Origin of the sequence: Methylobacterium platani, assembly GCF_001653715.1 — a bacterium.
GTDB lineage: Bacteria > Pseudomonadota > Alphaproteobacteria > Rhizobiales > Beijerinckiaceae > Methylobacterium > Methylobacterium platani.
The window spans coordinates 65,556-82,664 of record NZ_LWHQ01000006.1 but is presented as its reverse complement, the minus strand read 5'-3'; the positions used below and the strand labels follow the sequence as shown (position 1 = coordinate 82,664).

The window sequence follows — 17,109 nt, the reverse complement described above, 5'->3', positions numbered from 1 at the left end:
TGGGCGCCGATCAGGCCCGCCGCGGCCAGGCTTCGGCCCGGGGCTTGCGCGTCCAGCGCCGCCACGGCCGGCTCATGAGCAGGAAGGCCAGCACCACGCCGGCGGCGTACCAGGCGTGCAGGCTCTCGTAGCCGCCCTCCGGCGTCCAGGCGAAGCCGCCGAGGAAGACGTAGCTGACGGCCGCCGCCAGGGTGCGGAAGGCGAGGAGCCAGGGATGCTGCAGCAGCGGGTCGTCGCCGGCCACCGCGAGCCCGAGGCCGGTGAGGGCGAAGAGCACGCCGCCGAGCGGCAGGCCGAGGAACAGCGAGAGGACGGCGCGCAGGAACAGCCCGGGCCAGTCGCGGCGGGTGCGGGCGGAGGCGGGGGCGTCGGTCACGGTCGGGTGCGGCATGCGGCTTTCGGCGCTGGCGGGCCGCGCTCGGGCGCGGCCGCGACGGGACAAGCCTGCAGCGTGTAGCGCAATCCGCGTCCCCGTCTCCAGGGTCTCGCGCCCCCGCACGCGATCCGCGCGGGGGCGCCGGTTCGTCACCGGAACAGGATCAGGGCCTTCGCCAGGGTGATCCATACCCCCCACAGGATCGGCAGGCCGACCGCCGCCCAGGCAAGGAGCGCCACCGGCGTCAGGCCGCCCCGGCCGATCCCGAACGCGCCGGACGGCGCTGTCGACGCCGCGCTCGTGCCGGAGCCGATATCGGCCGGCGTCATGAACCAGCGCTCGGCGAGCGGGCGCACCAGGAGGTTCGCCACGAAGCCGAGGGCCAGGAAGCCGGCGAGGATCAGGAGCGTGCGGCTGTAGAGCGCCGCGCCCTGGACGCCCGCATCGACCTGCGCCTGCCGGATCGCCGTGACGACGAGGGGGCCGACGACGCCGGCGGTCGACCAGGCGGTCAGCAGGCGGCCGTGGATGGCGCCGACGAAGCGGGTGCCGAACACGTCGGCGAGGTAGGCGGGGATCGTCGCGAAGCCGCCGCCATACATCGACAGGATCACGCAGAAGAACAGCACGAACAGCGCCTTCGAGCCGATGCCGGCCGCCCAGGGCGCCGCACCGTAGAGCACGCAGCCGAGCGCGAAGAAGGTCGCGTAGGTGACCTTCCGGCCGATGCGGTCGGAGAGCGTCGCCCAGAAGAACCGGCCGAGGATGTTGAACAGCGACAGGAGCCCGACGAAGCCGGCGGCGATCGCGGCGACCTGCGCCTTCTGGCCGGCATCGAGCTGCCCGAACCCGACCTCCGGCCGGCCGATCAGCGCACCGCCGAAGATCTCCTGCAGCATCGGCGAGGCGAGCGCCAGAACGCCGATCCCGGCCGAGACGTTCAGGCACAGCATCGCCCAGAGCAGCCAGAATTGCGGTGTCCTGTGGGCGTTCGAGAGGTGGACGTGGCCGCTGGTGATCATCCGGTTGCGGGCGGCCGGCGAGGTCCAGCCCTCCGGCTGCCAGCCCTCCGGCGGCACGCGGTAGCCGAAGGCGCCGCAGAGCATGACGACGAGGTAGCCGGCGCCCATGATCGCGAGCGTCTGCCACACGCCGGCCTGCCCCGGCCCCTTGAAGTGGGTGATGAGCAGGTCGGCGAGCGGCGAGCCGATCATCGCGCCGCCGCCGAAGCCCATGATCGCCATGCCGGTCGCCATGCCGCGCCGGTCGGGGAACCACTTCACCAGGGTCGAGACCGGTGAGATGTAGCCGAGGCCGAGCCCGATGCCGCCGATCAGCCCCATGCCGAGCCAGACCAGCCAGAGCTGGTGGAGATAGACGCCGAGCGACCCGATCAGGAAGCCGCCGCCCCAAGCCAGCGCCGCGACGAGCCCGGCCTTGCGCGGGCCCGCCCGCTCGAGCCAGCCGCCGAACAGGGCGGCGGAGAGGCCGAGCATCACGATGCCGATGGAGAAGACCAGGACGAGGTCGCTGACGCGCCAGTCGCAGGTCGTGGTGACGAGGGCGGTCGCGAGCCCCATGTCCGGGCAGGCGGCCGGCGTCGCCTGGCCGACGCTCAGCGCCCGCGACAGCGGCAGCCAGAACACCGACAGCCCGTACGACATGCCGATGCAGAGGTGGATGGCGAGCGCCGCCGGCGGGACGAGCCAGCGGTTGAAGCCGGCGCGGGCGACGATGCGCTCGCGGGTCAGGAGGCCGGGTGCGACGACACCCGGGGAGCGATTGACGACGCTGGCGTCCATGAACGTCCTCCTGGTCCGACCCCGTGTCGGGCCATTCGGTCGCTACGTTTAGGGGTTGGTTTTCATCCCGGGTAGTCGATGGGCGGTGGGCCGGGACGTCGATCCATCATCCTTTCGTCGGGGTGGCAGTGCCGGGATTTCCGTTGCGTCGTCCGGGACGAGACCTTCCCGGCGCGATTTTTCAGCGCCGCACCCGGAGCCCGCTCGTCACGGCGCCGGTCAGCGCCAGCGCGCTCGCCAGCCACAGCACCGTCGTCGTCCCGCGGGCGTGCAGGGTGCCGAAGATCACCGCCACCATCGCGGCGCCGAGGGACTGGCCCAGCAGCCGCGCGGTCGATTGCATGCCGCTGGCGCCGCCGCTGCGCTCGCGCGGCGCGCTGGTGATGATCACCTTGTTGTTGGGCGACTGGAACAGCCCGAAGCCGAGGCCGCACAGGGTCAGCCGCCAGGCGATCGCCAGCGGCGACGGGTCCGCCGGCAGGGAGGCCATCAGGGCGAGGCCGGCCGACAGGGCGACGAGGCCGATGCCGCCGAGCAGGCCCGGCGGGTAGCGGTCGGCCAGCCGCCCGGCGAAGGGGGCGATCACCGCGATGGCGATCGGCCAGGGCGTCATCAGCAGGCCGGTCCGGGTGCTGGTGAGGTGCAGAACGTCCTGGAAGTAGAACGGCAGCGCCACGTAGGCCATCATCTGGGCCGAGAACGAGCAGACCGAGCTCATCATCGACAGCGCGAAGACCGGGATGCGCAGGAGGTCGATCGGCAGCAGCGGCGCCGGCAGCCGGGCCTGCATCCACACGAAGGCGGCGCCGACGAGCCCGGCCGCGGCCAGGAGGACGAGGGCCGTGCCCCGGCGCTCCGGCTCGCCGAGCCCGTCGACGCCGGTGATGAGCAGGCAGAAGACCAGCGCGTTGAGGAGCGCGCTCAGGGCGTCGAACCGGGCGCCGCTGCGCGGCGTCACCGGCAGCGTCCGGGTCGCGAGGGTGAGCGCCGCGAGGCCGAGCGGCACGTTGACCAGGAACAGCCACGGCCAGCTCGCCACCGACAGCACCGCCGCCGCGACGCTCGGGCCCGCCGCCGAGGCGATCGCCACGATGAGCGCCATGGTGCCGACGCCGCGCCCGATCATCCGGTGCGGATAGACGAAGCGCACGAGCGCGATGTTGACGCTCATGATCCCGGCCGCGCCCAGGCCCTGGACGATGCGGGCCGCGACCAGAACCGGCAGCGAGCCGGCGAGCGCGCAGGCGAGCGATGCGGCGGTGAACAGGGCGAGCCCGGTGCAGTAGACCCGCTTGTAGCCGAGGATGTCGCCGAGCGAGGCCAGCGGCAGCAGGGCGGCGGTGACCGCGAGCTGGTAGCCGTTGGTGATGAAGATCGCGGCGCCCGGGCCGACCTGCAGGTCGCGGGCCATCACCGGCAGGGCGACGTTGACGATGGCCCCGTCGAGCACCGCCATCGACATGGCGATGCCGATCGCCAGCATCGCCCACAGCCTCTCCCGGCCCGGCAGGCCGTCGGCCGCCTCCGCCGCCACCGGCCTCGCCGCACCCGTCATCGGTTCTCGCGCTCCACGCCGCGCTTCAGGCATCCGCCGGAGCCGTACCGCAAAGCCGCGCGGGCGACACCTGCCGCCGGCCTCATCCCGGCCCTGCGCGGGGGGCGGAGATGAGGGCGAAGATGAAGGCGAAGATGAAGGCGTAGATCCTGGGGCGATTCGGTCGCAGGCGGGGGGCGCAGGGCCGCGTTGACACGTCCGGCCGCAGGCGTATGGAGCCCGTCGTGGACCGGCCCGCGCCTCGCGGCCCGCCACGCTCACCCAGGAACCGTCAACCCCATGCCGAGCAACAGTCACAGTCGATCGCCCGCGCCGTTCGCGCCGGCCGCTCCTCGCAGGGACGCCTGACGGCGCGCCTCCGGGACCGGCCGCGCGGACGGCCGCCCCCGAGAGGTGCCCCATGACCTTCACCGTCCTGCCCTTCGCGCCGAAGGGCGCCGTTCCCGTTCGCCCGCCCGTCGCCGTCCCCAGGACGGTCCTGCGCGCCACCTGGTCCCTCGATCCGGAGACCGGCCGGCCGGTCTGCCGGTGGAGCGCGGACGGCGAGGGGACCGACACCCCGACCCGCTGTCCCGCACCGCTTCTCCAGGCGGCGTAAGCGCCCGCCTGGGCCCTCTCCCTCTGCGGGCAGGGCTCTCGCGCCATCACCCGGGCCGACCCCGCAAACGACGAAGGGCGCGGCTCGCGCCGCGCCCCCGTACATCACTCGCCCCAGGCTCAGAACCGGTAGGTGAAGCTGCCCTTCACCGCGTGGTCCTCGGCCCGCGCGCCGACCTGGCCGGTATACGACACCCCGATCGTCGCCGCCGCCGACATCCGCAGGTCGATGCCCGCCGACGCCACCAGCGCGTCCCGGGTGATCGGGATCCCCGCCGTCACGAAGCTCGGGCCCGTCCCGAAGGCCAGGAGCGCCGTCGGGACCACGTCCCCGAACGCCCGCCGGTAGCCCAGAAGCCCGTGCAGCGACACCGGCGCCCCGAAGCCCGGATCCACCTCGGTCTGCCCACGGACACCCGCCGTCAGGGTCGGGATCTCGGAGGTCCGCGCGGCGCCCGTCAGCGCCGCGACCCCGCCGGTCTCGGCGAACCGGTCGCGGTCGATGCCGACATAGGCGCCGCCCACGAACGGCTCGATGTACGACACCGAGACCGGCGTCGCCCGGTCCGGCCCGCCCGCACCCAGCGCGATCCGGTAGCCGATCTCGCCGAAGCCCTGCACCGTCGATCCGCCGTAGCGCGCGCTCTCGGTCTCCGAGAAACCGGGGAACGCCACCGAGCGGCGCAGCCGCAGGCTGTTGTCGGCGTACACCGCGCCGAGCCGCAGGGCGAACGGCCCGGCCTCGGTGCCGCCGTAGACGCCGCCGAACCCGCTCTCGATCGTGCCGCCCGCGGTCTGGCCGGGTGCGTCGAGGGTGGTGCGGGTGTAGCCCCCGGCGACGCCGAGGCGGATCCCGCTCTCGAGCCGCAGATCGGCGCCGAGCACGAAGCCGGCGGTGTCGCGGTTGAGCGTCACCGCGTTGCCGTCGGTCCGGGCCTGGCCGACGCTGCCGAAGCCCTGGCCCCACAGGCCGAACACGCGGGGATCGAGCACCCGCACCGGCACCGGGGCGACCGGGGCGGCGCGGCCGGGCAGGTCGGCGGTGTAGGTGGCGGGCAGGGAGCCGTAGTCGCGGGTGCCGTCGGCCGCCCAGCGCAGGCGGTCGAGGATCGCCTCGCGCACGAAGAAGGCGGTCTCGTAGGCGGCCGAGACGGCGCTGGCGTGGATGTCGCCGGTCAGCGCCTGGAAGGCGGCGACCGCCTCGGGCGTGGTGAGGCCGACCGTGCGGTCGTAGACGCCGGCCCCCGCGCCGGCGCCCTGGACGGCATTCGCCACGGCCGCCTGGTTGCGGGTCCGGGCGACGGCGGCGAAGGCGACGTCGTTGCGGGTGAGGGTGAGGTCGACTTGCGTCGGCTGGTAGCGCAGCGTCGGGGTGAGGAAGGCGAGACTGGAGGAGACGCCCGCGAAGGAGCCGGCGACGCCGCCATTGGCCGACAGGATGGTGTAGGCGGTGCGGGGGTTGTACGTGCCGTTCGCGGCCAGCACCTGGACGGTGCCGCCCTGGAGGGTGGCGGCGCCGGTGGCCGAGAGGCGGTCGGACTGGCCGCTCGCATTGGCCTCGACCTGGAAGGTGGAGCCCTGGGCGAAGGCGGCGTTGCCGGCGACCGTGAGGGTGCCGATGGAGGCGCCGGGGGCGACCGTCGACCCGGCCTGAGCCACGACACCGCCGACGGTGCCGGTACCGCCGAGGCGGGCGCCCTGGCCGACCGTGACGACCGAGCCGGCGAGCGAGCCGTCCACCGCGAGGGTGCCGCCGAGCACCGCGGTGGCGCCGGTGAAGCTGCTCTGGCCCGTGAGCGTCAGAGGGTGCCGGCATTGAGCTTGGTCAGGCTGCCGGCGCCCGAGATGGCGTTGGCCAGGCCGGCGTCGCTCGCCTGGTCGAGGACGAGGCTCGCGTCGGTGCGGATCGCCCCGGAGCCGAAGGCCCGGGCGTGGCCGACGAGGGTGCCGCCCGAGATCGTGGTGCCGCCGGCATAGGTGTTGGTCCCGGTCAGCACCAGGGTACCGGTGCCGGCCTTGGTCAGCGAGCCCGACCCCGCGATGTCGTTGCGCCAGGAATCGAAGGCCGAGTACCCGCCCTGGGCGGCGTCCATCGTCACGGTGACGTTGCGGGTGAAGGCACCGTAGCCGTCATTCGCCGCGTAGAGGTTCAGCCGGCCCCAGCCGTCGTAGGTGTTGCCGCCGAGCACCGGGTAGCCGGAGGGCAGGCCGGTGCTCGCCAGCACCTCGGTCCGCTGCGCGTCGGTGAGGTAGGGGAAGCGGGTGAGCAGCAGCACCTGCGCCTGGAGCGGCACGTCGGCGGCCGTCATCGGTGCGACGGTGCCGCTCGGCTGGAAGCCGTAGGTCAGGCGGGCGGTGTAGTCCGCCTTGTTCTGCGCCGCGTTGGCGAAGGCGTCGTTGGCCCCGGAGGCCGCGTTGAGGCAGGCCGTCACGCTCGCCGCGCCGCAGGCGGAGGCGAGATACGACTGGGTCTGCCGGTAGGCCTGGTAGACACCGTAGGCGGTCGCGTTGGCCGGGTCGGTCCAGTCGAGCCGGTTGCCGTTCGCGTCGTAGAGCGCGCCGTAGATGTTGGTGGCGACGATCGCCGACGATTCCATCCGGCCGCCCATCACGTCGAAGGGCGAGTGCATGCCGGCGAGGATGCGGTTGTTGCCGAGCTCGGAGGCCCGGGTCAGCAGCTGCTGGGCCCGCTGCGGTACCAGGAAGGCGGTGGAAAGCGCCTGCAGGTAGCCCGAGTTGGTGTGGCCGCTCGGATAGGCGCCGTCGGCGTAGGGGTTGGTGCTGTTGATGATCGGCCGCAGCAGAACCGGCACGGCGACGTCGGTCGCGACGCGGTAGGGCCGCGGCGAGGTGCCGATGCCCGGCACGTAGTCGCCGACCGAGAAGGTCGCGGGCGTGAAGGTCGAGCCCGAGAAGGTGCCGACGTTCGGCACGGTGAGCGGCCGGCCGCCATTGGCGTCGATCATCGCTTGCGTGACCGTGAAGCCGCGCACCCATCTTTCCGCCGTGCCGTAGACCGCCGGGACGGGGAAGTTCGACAGGTAGGCCGGCACCACCAGGGCCGCGGTGTCGCGGGTCGAGAGGCCGGTCCTGTTCGTCGTCGCGCTGTAGTTGTTGAAGCGGGCGTCGAGCGGATTGATGGCGGGGGCGTCGCCCTGGTAGCGGGCGAAGATGCGCTTGGCCGGCTCGGTCGAGGCGTTGGCCCGCGCGATGGTGTTGATGAAGTCGACGGCCGCCGCGAGCGGCGTCGCGGTGCCGTTGCCGAAGGTCGTCGCGCCGGCGCTGGCGTCGTTGCCCGTGCGGATGTTGGCCGCGTAATCGGCGAGCGTCGTGGCGACGTACGCGGTCGGCGTCAGGCTCGTCGGCGTCGTCCCGGTGAACGAGGCGCCGGCTCCCGTGAGATAGGCCGAGGTCAGGGGCCCGAGGCCGTTGAGGATGCTGTAGGCCTGGCCCGTGCGGTCGTCGTGGATCGCCGCCAGGGTCTGCGCGTCGGTCCGCGCCTGCGTCATCGCGACGACGGTCCGGTAGTTCTGCGTCAGCGCCGCCGGATTGCCGGCGAGCAGCCCGGCATAGGAATCGAGCACGCGGTTCATCACCGTGCCCGGATTGACCGAGGTGCTGTTGGCGAAGCCGACCGGGGGCGAGGTCGGCACGCCCTGCGCCCGGGCGGCCGGAATCCCGATCTCGATCGGGAAGAGACACGTCGCCGCCAGCAGCGCGACGTTGAGTTTCGATTGCATCAGCCCCTCACAGAACTCTTTCGTCTGTTCGGGAGCGGCGCCTAGCTTGGCCGTATGAAGCCGTGATGACGCGAGAGAGATGGAAATATCGGGAAATAAAGCGCCGGTGCCTGACGATGCGGACGGGTGCCGAGATGACCGACGGCGCCGGGCCGCCCGCACCGCCGCCGCGGCGCCCGCGCGAGGGGCGGACCGGCCGGGACCGGAGGAAGGGCGCAGGTCTCCCCCCGTCCCGGGCGGGACGGGCAGGAGCTGCGCCCCTCGGTTCGTCTCCGGACGGCGCCGCCGGCCGGGCGTTATGCCGCCCGGACGGTGGCGAGGAAGCGGTGGACCTCGGCGCCGAGATGCTCGGACTGGCGCAACAGCTCGGAGGAGGCCGAGAGGACCTGGCCCGCCGAGAGGCCGGACTGCTCGGCGGCGCTCGCCACCGCGGCCACGTTGTGAGTGACCTCGTCGGTGCCGGCGGCGGCTTGCGCGACGTTGCGGACGATCTCCTGGGTCGCCGCGCCCTGCTCCTCGACGGCCGCGGCGATCGAGGTCGCGACGCCCGAGATCTCCTCGATCCGCGCGGTGATCTTGCCGATCGCGCCGGCCGCCTGGGCCGTGGTGGACTGGATCGTGGCGATCTGGCTCGTGATCTCCTCGGTCGCCTTCGCGGTCTGTCCGGCGAGTTCCTTGACCTCGGCGGCCACCACCGCGAAGCCGCGCCCCGCCGCCCCGGCGCGGGCGGCCTCGATGGTGGCGTTCAGCGCCAGGAGGTTGGTCTGGCTGGCGATCGACGAGATCAGCCCGACGACGTCGCCGATGCGGGCGGTCGCCTCGGTCAGCGCCCGCACCTGATCGGCGGTCTCGCCGGCCTCGGACACCGCATTCCGGGCGAGGCGGGCCGAGCCGTCGACCTGGCGGCCGATCTCCTGCACGGACGCGCCGAGCTCCTCGGCCGCCACCGCGACGGTGCCGACATTGGCGGCGGCCTGCGCCGCGGCGGCGGCGACGCCGCCCGACTGGCCGGCGGTCTCCTGCGCGGTCGCCGTCATGGCCCGGGCGGTGGTCTGCAGCTCGGTGGCCGCCGACGAGACCTGGCCGACGATGCCGCCGACCGCCCGCTCGAAGGCGTCGGCCATCTGGCGCATGCCGGCCTTGCGCTGCTCCTCGGCCGAGGCGCGAGCGAGCGCCGTCTCCTCCTCGAGGGCGCGGGCGCGCACCATGCTCTCCTTGAATACCTGCACGGCGCCGGCCATCGCGCCGATCTCGTCGCGGCGTGCCTGCGCCGGCACCGTCTCGTCGAGACGGCCGGCGGCGAGCGCCGCCATGCTGCCGGACAGCCCGACCAGCGGCCGGGCGATGCCGCGGCCGATCAGCGTGGCGGCGGCGCCGACGAGGACCGCCACCAGGGCGGCGCCGGCAAAGAGGTTCCACAGGGTGGCGTGGATCTGGGCCGCGGTGTCGTCGGCGTAGATGCCGCTGCCGACGACCCAGCCCCAGGGCTGGAAGCTGCGGGCGTAGGACACCTTCTGGACCGGCACGTCCGAGCCGATCTTCGACCACATGTAGGTCTCGAAGGCGGCGCCCTTCGCCTGGACGTTGCGCATCATCTCGGCGAAAAACTTGCGGCCCGACGGCTCGGCGAGGCCGCTGACGTCGCGGCCGACCAGCTTGGGATCGGCATGCGCGATCAGGCGCGATTGCATGTCGTTGATCCAGAAGAACTCGCCCGTGCCGTAGCGCATGGCGGAGACCGCGGCGGCGGCGTTCTTCTGGGCGGCCTCGCGGGTCGTCCGCCCGGCGCGCTCCTCGGCCTCGAAATGGGTCAGCACGCCGTGGGCGGCATCCACCAGGTCCTTGGTCTTCAGGGCCCGGGCGTTGGTGATGGCCCCGCTGAGGTCGTAGGCGGCGAGGCCGAGGATGAGGACGAGCCCGACGAGGGCGACCCCGGTCAGGGCCTGGATCCGGGCGGCGATCTTGAGCGACATGGTGGCCCTTGCGAGGGAGGGGATGCGCCCTCGCACCCGATCCTCGGGGCGCGGCTGGGTCGCGGCGATCGTGCGGGGGGCGGCGGCCGTCCGGCGCCGTCAGGCGTCCCGGGTCGACCATGCCCCCAATCGATCGGGTACGAGGCGATGATGCAGAGTAACGGTTACGAGGACCATAACGCACGGTCATCGACGTCCCGCCGATCGTCGCCGCTCCCCGGTTCCGCTTCGCCGTAAGCATTTGTTCGGGAGTGGCGCTGTAATCGGTGAGTGCAGCCAAGCCGTGCGGCCACCGGGAGGGACGCGATGCCCGACGAGAGGACCTTCGTCCTCGTGACCGACAGACCGGACCGCAGCGCCGCCATCAGCGCCGCCCTGCGGGGAATCGGGATCTGCGACGTCGTCGGCCCCGAGGAGACGTGGCGGAACCGCCAGGCCCTGGCCGGGGTGGTCTCCGACCTGACGCTGTCGCGCCCGGAAGCCGACCACTGCCTGCGCACCCTGAAGCGCCGCTTCGCCGACCGGAACCTGCCCGTCATCTGCCTGCTGCGCAAGGCGAACCAGGATGCCCTGCGCCACGCCAAGACCCTCGGGGCGACGGTGTGCATGCCGGCCTACGTGCCGCCCGAGACTGTCGCGGCGGCCCTCGCCAACCAGGTCGGGATCGTCGCCGGCGGGCCCGAGAAGGCGGTGAGCCTGGGCGTGGCCCGGGCCGGCGAGGCCCTGAACGGCCTCCTGGCCGAGGCCCGCGCCGGCCAGCCGATCCGCATGGGCACCGTCGAGGCCGGTCTCGGCCCGATCCTGACCGCGGTCCAGGAGGGCGGCCTCGCCCGCTGGCTCGACACGGTCTGGACCCACGACGACGCCACCTACCAGCACTGCCTGCTGGTGGCGGGCCTCGCCGCGCAATTCGCCCTGCATCTGGGCTTCCGCCACGAGGACCAGTTCCGCTTCGTGCGCGCCGCGCTGATCCACGATGTCGGCAAAGCCCGCATCCCGCTCGAGATCCTCAACAAGCCCGGCCGCCTCGACACCGACGAGATGGCGGTGATGCGCACCCATGCGGCCGTCGGGCACGAGGTGCTGGTCGCCGGCGGCGAGCGCGACCCGCTGACCCTCGCGGCGGTCCGCCACCACCACGAGATGCTCGACGGCTCCGGCTATCCCGACGGGCTCGTCGGCGAGCAGATCGGCGACATGGTGCGCCTGCTCACCATCTGCGACATCTACGCCGCGCTGACCGAGCGCCGGCCCTACAAGGCCCCGATGCCGATGGCCGACGCGATGGCGATCCTCGCCGCCATGGAGGGCAAGCTGGAGGCGCGCCTCGTCGCCTCCTTCGGCGAGGCGATGCGCGTCGCGAGTTAGGCAGGCCGGACCCGGGCCGGCGCGCCCGGCCTCAGGTCTCGAGCTCGCTGTCCCAGTACAGGTAGTCGATCCAGGTGTGGTGGTACTGGCGGTGGTCGAATTCCGGCTGGCGGCGGTGCAGCTCGTGCCGGCTCGGCCGGCGCGGCTCGTTGAGGAGGGGCATCTCGGCCTCCTCGGGCGTGCGGTTGGCCTTGCGCAGGTTGCACGGGCTGCAGGCCGCGACCACGTTCTCCCAGCTCGACAGGCCGCCGCGGGAGCGCGGCACCACGTGGTCGAAGGTCAGGCCGCCCGACGGCAGCCGCAGGCCGCAATACTGGCACGAGAACGTGTCGCGCAGGTAGATGTTGTAGCGCGTGAAGGCGGGGCTGCGCGCCATCGCCACGTAGCTCTTGAGCGCCACCACGCTCGGCACCCGGAGCGACCGGCTGGGCGAGCGCGCCTCGACGTCGTAGCTCGCCACGAGCGTGACGCGGTCGAGGAACAGGGCCGTGAACGCATCCTTCCACGACCACAGCGAGAGCGGATTGTACGAGAGCGGCCGATAATCCGCGTTGAGCACGAGGGTTTGAAGGTCCAGCATCATCCTGCCCTGGCGACGGGCCGACCGCGGCGAGGGGGGCCGGCACGGTGCCGGTCCTCGCTTTGCTCGCCAGGAGAGGAGATGGGGACCATCGCCTATCCTCCGAGCCGGTCGGGGAGAGTGGGGGGAAGCGTCGGAGGAAGCGTAGGAGGACATGGCGGATGCCCGCCACGGCCGCTCGGGCAGCGGACGCCGTGGGGCGCGGCCGGGATGCGATCCGGGCGCCGTCCGGGCTGCCGGGAGCGGACGATCACCGGGATCCTCCCGCAGCAGAGCGAAATGGCCGTGTCCATCGGGGCTTAGTCTAATAGCAGCATGACAGGGTTGTGAAGGTTTCCGTTCGGGGCGTCTCGTCACGCCCCACACGAATCCGTCGCCCACAGGTCTCCGGCGGGGTCCGCGGGCATGCGGCACCGATTTTCGCCCCATTGATCCGCGATGCCGCCGGCCTCGTGCCCCGCCCGCGGTTTCCCCGTCCGGGCGGATGACCTAGGTAGACGGCTCGAACCGACCCCGTCGCGAGGATTGCCGGCCGCCGCGCCGGGCCTCCCGCCATGACCGGGCCGGGCCGCCGGGAGACCAGCTCGACACGCGGGTGAGAAGGAATGCGCATGAGACAGCTTCGCCGATGGACGATCGCCCTGGCGGCCGCTCTTCTGAGCCCCGGGCTCGCGGCGGCGCAGGGACACGCGGCGAAGCCGGAGCGGGCGGTCGTCGCCCAGGCGCCCGCCGGCAAGGCCGACGCGAAGGCCGACGCGAAGGCCGATCCCAAGGCTGACCCCAAGGCCGACGCGAAATCCGGTGCCCAGCCCGCCGCCGGCCAGCCCGCCGCGGCCGAACCGGCCAAGGAACCTGCCAAGCCCGCGCCGCAGACCCCGATCTCCGAGCAGATCAAGCAGATCCGCGCCCAGCTCGACGCCGAGAAGGCCGACCTCGACCAGCGCGAGCAGGCCCTCACCCACCGGGAGCTGAACAAGGACGACCTCGCGCTCCTGCGCGACGGCATCCCGGCGGTGGCCGACCGGCTGCGCCAGGTCATCGACCAGCTCGGGCCCCGGCTCGACGCCGCCAAGGAGCGGCTGACCCAGCTCGGGCCCAAGCCGAAGGAGCCCGAGGGCGCCGACGTGGCCCAGGAGCGGGCCCAGCGCGAGGCCGGCGTCGCCGAGATCGACGACACCCTGCGGCTCGCCCGCTCGCTGCTCGTCCAGAGCGAGCAGATCACCGACCAGATCAGCAACCGGCGCCGCGCCGCCTTCACCCGCGCCCTGTTCGAGCGCACCGACGGCCTGGTGAGCCCGAACCTGTGGATGCGCGCGGCGAGCGACCTCGACCGCGATCTGCGGGCGCTCAAGAGTTCGGTCGACGAGTCCGTGGCCCAGGTCCAGCGCCGGGGCACGCCGCTCAACCTGTTCCTGCTCGCGCTCGCGATCGGCGTGTCGGTGGCGCTCTATATCGGGCGCCGGCACATCGCCCCGCGGGTCGGGCACCGCTCGTCGACGGACGCCCAGCCGACCCGCTACGCCCGGGTGCTGGCGGCCTGGCGGGTCTTCCTCGTCGGCGCGGTGCCGGCGGTGCTCGGCAGCTTCCTCGTCGGCTATACCCTCGACGTCACCGGGCTCCTGCCGCTGCGCCTCCTGCCGGCGGCCCACCGCATCGTCGCCTCGCTCGCCTTCGTGGCGGTGGTCGAGGCGATGGCCGACGCGCTGCTCTCGCCCGACCGCCCGGCCTGGCGCCTCGTCGCGATGACCGACGCCACCGCCGACCGGCTCAACCGCCTGATCATCGCCATCGCGTCGGTGATCGCGGTCGGCCGCACCATCGAGGGGCTGAACGAGGGCATCTCGGTCAGCCTGCCGATCACCATCGTCACCAAGGGGGTGTTCGCCGCGGTGGTCGCCGTGGTGCTCGCGGAGGGCCTGCGCCGGTTCGCGGCGCGCGCCGAGACCGACGAGGCCTGCCTCGGCCCCTACATCGCGACCGAAGCCACCGCCGGCATCGGCGGCCCCTTGCGTATCCTCGGCTGGATCGTGGTGGCGGCGATCGGCGTCTCGGCGCTCGTCGGCTACATCGCCCTGTCGTCGTTCCTGATCGACCAGCTGATGTGGACCGCGATCGCCGCGGCGCTCCTCTACCTGGCGATCTCGAGCGTCGACGCCGTGGTGAGCTCGGCCCTCCAGGACGATTCGCGCATCGCCACGGCGCTGCAGGCCAATACGGGCCTGCGCAAGCGCTCGCTCAACCAGATCGCGGTGCTGATCTCGGGCTTCGTCCGGGTGGTGCTGCTCACCGCCGCCGGCGTGCTGCTGCTCGCCTCCTGGGGCGTCGATTCGACCGACATCTTCGCCTGGGCCCAGGCGGCGTTCTTCGGCTTCACCGTCGGCGGGGTGACGATCTCGCTCTCGACGATCGCGCTGGCCATCGGGCTGTTCACGCTCGGCCTCGTCATCACCAAGGCGGTGCAGCGCTGGCTCGAGAACACCTACCTGCCGGCGACCGACCTCGACCCGGGCCTGCGCAACTCGATCTCGACGGTGAGCGGCTATGTCGGCTTCCTGCTCACCCTGGCGCTCGCCTTCTCGTATCTGGGCCTGAGCCTGGAGAAGCTGACCATCGTGGCCGGCGCGCTGTCGGTCGGTATCGGCTTCGGCCTGCAATCGATCGTCAACAACTTCGTCTCCGGCCTGCTGCTGCTCTGGGAGCGGCCGATCCGGGTCGGCGACCTCGTGGTGATCGGCGACAACGAGGGCTATGTCCGCCGCATCAGCGTGCGCTCGACCGAGATCCAGACCTTCGACCGCTCGGCGGTGATCGTGCCGAACTCGAACCTGATCTCCGGCGTGGTGAAGAACCGGGTGCGGGGCGACCGCACCGGCCGGGTCACCATCACGGTGAGCGTCCTGCGCAACCAGGACCCGGTCCACGCCGCCGAGCTGATCGCCGGTTGTGCCAAGGCCCATCCCGACGTGCTCAAGGAGCCGCCGCCCCGGGTGGTGTTCCGCAAGATCGGCGACCCCTTCCTCGAGTTCGAGCTGGTCGCGATGATCACCGACGTCGGTTCGCAGGCGAAAGTGCAGAGCGATCTCAACTTCGCGGTGTTCAAGACCTTGTCCGAAGGCGGGCTCATCCCCAATCTCGGTCCCGGATCGAGCATCGTCACGGTTCAGGGGCTGGACGCGATGCAGGACGCCATGGGGCACATCGCCCGCATGACCAATCCTGCCGCCTTCCGCCCCGAGAGCCCGGGCGAGGCCCGGCCCGAGCCCGAGGCCGAGCGCCGCCGAACCCCCGAGACCGTGCCGTGACACTCCCTCCCGCCGCGCTGAGGCGCCTCGCCGTCAAGCGGGTCGCGATCCTGGCTCTGCCGCTCTCCCTCGCCGCCTGCGCGGCGACCGAGGCGACGCGGGCGCCGGCGCTCGGCCCGGCGGGACCGAGCCTGTACTGGCCGATGGCGGCGAGCGGCGCGCAGATCGACGCCGACGCCGCCCGCGACATGATCGCCGCCTACCGCCGCAACAAGGGTCTGCCGCCGCTCGCCCTCGACCCCGGCCTCCAGCGCCTCGCCGAGACCGAGACCGCCGCCATGGCCGCCGCCGGCCGCCCGAGCCAGGCCGACATCGTCAAGACGGTCGCGGCCCGGATGGGCTACCCGGAGCCCGCCGCCAACCTCTCGGCCGGCTACCACACGCTGGCGGAGGCCTTTTCGGGATGGCGCGAGAGCCCGCCCCACAACGCCGTGATGCTCGATCCGACGGCGACCCGGATGGGGATCGCGACGGCCTATGCGCCGGGGTCTAAGTACAAGGTGTACTGGGCTTTGCTGGTGGCCAAGTAGGGGACGGATCGAGGATCCCAGGGGGGCGGCGACCGGCGGATGCCGGCCCCGGACCGAGCGGGATCGGTCCTCCGGCGGGGGCGTTTCGCCGGACCGGGGCCCCGTCACCGGCTCTTGTAGAAGATCGCGATCAGGACGGTCAGCGTGACCAGCAGCAGGGTCAGCCTCTTAAAATTGGAAGCGCATTTCTTTGTCCTGAACCAATCTTCCAGGAGATAGTCCCTGTCGAGATGATTGATATTTCTGATGAAAAAATATTTTAGCTTGAAATCCAGCAGGCTGAGATAGAACTGGGGGCGGCCCGTGATGAGCTCTATTAGCTGAATGACCGGGTTCATCCGACCGATAAACGATCGAATATAAAGCATTTCAAGGTTTTCGTAGATCGTTTTCGATTTTCTTTCCAATCGCATCTTGTGTACGTGCTTGGAGCAGCTACGAAATACGGTGTGTATGAAAGTTCTTTCTGTCTTATCGATGAAACTTTCAGAGATCAGTCCCAGTCTGACTGATGCGGACTGATATTCGAGATGGGCTAATATCTTTGACATGGCAAGTGATTGTGCGGTTTTGCCTTGCACGAACTCCTGCCGATTGTTGACGATGTCTGCGATCTGCTGGCGCGCATCCGCCAGTTCCTTGTCCCTGAGAACCGTGACGAAGCCTGCCGTATTTTTGACTCTGTCGCTTTTCGCCTGTCCTATCCTTGTAAAATACCATCCGATGACGACAACGGTCGATGAAATTATAACCGCGTAGCCTTGTTTTATTTCTTTTATATCAGATACACCAAGCAGCCATTCCAGGATTTCGGAGAACGTCATTGTCATGGCAAAAACCCCCGCCGACGTTGCGGCAGGGGCCAGTTTTAAATTTTCTGGAACTCAGGTCCAGGGAATATCGCGACGCATACGCGACCTCCTATGTTGAAGCGGCTGCAGATGTCACAACGCTCACCGAGCCTTGTATTTTAAGCAATTGGAAGACTAAAAGTTTGCATCTTTTAGCATTCGTCATGCCTAGCTCCACATCATCCCAGCGGCTACCTGTCCATGTGGGTCACACGAGACAAGCATGGAAGCTCCCAAGGCGCTATGTCGCACTTCGATTATGAACAAGGATATTAGGGCCCGCAAGGCTGGAAAATTCTCGCACCTTACGTTCATCGAATCGGGTGTCATCCCTAGGGATGAAGCGCCGCCGTCACCGGTCTAGGTAACGGTCTCTGCGTCGTGAGCGATCTGACACGCGAGGGCCGGCTCGAATGAATGAGCCCGCGAGCATGA

At 71.2% G+C, this 17,109-nt stretch carries 12 protein-coding genes; 4 read left to right on the top strand and 8 right to left on the bottom strand.

Features of this window, described 5'->3' with window-relative positions; genetic code table 11:
• Nucleotides 1-10: 10 nt before the first annotated feature.
• The 3 genes from A5481_RS01885 to A5481_RS01875 form a co-directional block, all read right to left on the bottom strand.
• A complete protein-coding gene (locus A5481_RS01885) occupies nt 11-391 on the bottom strand; it encodes a hypothetical protein (RefSeq protein WP_245298614.1) in 381 nt (126 codons plus the stop codon).
• A 134-nt stretch (nt 392-525) separates the two neighbouring features.
• Nucleotides 526-2,178: an OFA family MFS transporter gene (locus A5481_RS01880; protein WP_048435443.1), complete on the bottom strand. Its 1,653-nt coding sequence runs from the start codon at nt 2,176-2,178 to the stop codon at nt 526-528.
• A 181-nt stretch (nt 2,179-2,359) separates the two neighbouring features.
• Entirely contained in the window at nt 2,360-3,733 is a 1,374-nt protein-coding gene (locus A5481_RS01875) for an MFS transporter (protein ID WP_082173269.1), read from the bottom strand.
• Between the two features lie 400 nt (nt 3,734-4,133).
• Between A5481_RS01875 and A5481_RS01870 the strand changes: the two genes are divergently transcribed.
• Entirely contained in the window at nt 4,134-4,331 is a 198-nt protein-coding gene (locus tag A5481_RS01870) for a hypothetical protein (RefSeq protein ID WP_048435444.1), read from the top strand.
• 119 nt (nt 4,332-4,450) lie between these two features.
• Here the strand turns inward: A5481_RS01870 and A5481_RS35880 are convergent, their stop codons facing one another.
• From A5481_RS35880 to A5481_RS01855, 3 genes are all read right to left on the bottom strand, one after another.
• The gene (locus A5481_RS35880) at nt 4,451-6,091 is read right to left on the bottom strand and encodes an autotransporter family protein (protein ID WP_425339756.1); all 1,641 of its coding nucleotides are present in this window, start codon (nt 6,089-6,091) and stop codon (nt 4,451-4,453) included.
• 38 nt (nt 6,092-6,129) lie between these two features.
• The gene (locus A5481_RS35875; protein ID WP_053082470.1) at nt 6,130-8,070 is read right to left on the bottom strand and encodes an autotransporter-associated beta strand repeat-containing protein; all 1,941 of its coding nucleotides are present in this window, start codon (nt 8,068-8,070) and stop codon (nt 6,130-6,132) included.
• A 296-nt stretch (nt 8,071-8,366) separates the two neighbouring features.
• Nucleotides 8,367-10,043: a methyl-accepting chemotaxis protein gene (locus A5481_RS01855; protein WP_048435445.1), complete on the bottom strand. Its 1,677-nt coding sequence runs from the start codon at nt 10,041-10,043 to the stop codon at nt 8,367-8,369.
• A gap of 306 nt (nt 10,044-10,349) precedes the next feature.
• Between A5481_RS01855 and A5481_RS01850 the strand changes: the two genes are divergently transcribed.
• Nucleotides 10,350-11,411 (top strand): HD-GYP domain-containing protein, encoded by a 1,062-nt coding sequence (locus tag A5481_RS01850; protein ID WP_048435446.1) that lies wholly within the window; start codon nt 10,350-10,352, stop codon nt 11,409-11,411.
• Nucleotides 11,412-11,442: 31 nt separating this feature from the next.
• On the opposite strand, the gene A5481_RS01845 is transcribed toward A5481_RS01850, so the two are convergent.
• Nucleotides 11,443-11,991: an HNH endonuclease gene (locus A5481_RS01845; RefSeq protein ID WP_048431169.1), complete on the bottom strand. Its 549-nt coding sequence runs from the start codon at nt 11,989-11,991 to the stop codon at nt 11,443-11,445.
• Between the two features lie 611 nt (nt 11,992-12,602).
• Between A5481_RS01845 and A5481_RS01840 the strand changes: the two genes are divergently transcribed.
• Both A5481_RS01840 and A5481_RS01835 read left to right on the top strand, forming a co-directional pair.
• Complete coding sequence (locus A5481_RS01840; protein WP_048435460.1) at nt 12,603-15,293, top strand: DUF3772 domain-containing protein; 2,691 nt, start codon at nt 12,603-12,605, stop codon at nt 15,291-15,293.
• Nucleotides 15,290-15,823, top strand: coding sequence for a CAP domain-containing protein (locus tag A5481_RS01835; RefSeq protein ID WP_245239002.1), 534 nt, complete (start codon nt 15,290-15,292; stop codon nt 15,821-15,823). Before A5481_RS01840 ends, A5481_RS01835 begins: the two co-directional genes overlap by 4 nt.
• 104 nt (nt 15,824-15,927) lie before the next feature.
• Here A5481_RS01835 and A5481_RS33215 read toward each other — a convergent pair whose 3' ends face one another.
• Nucleotides 15,928-16,653, bottom strand: coding sequence for a DUF4760 domain-containing protein (locus A5481_RS33215; protein WP_156311960.1), 726 nt, complete (start codon nt 16,651-16,653; stop codon nt 15,928-15,930).
• Nucleotides 16,654-17,109 lie beyond the last annotated feature (456 nt).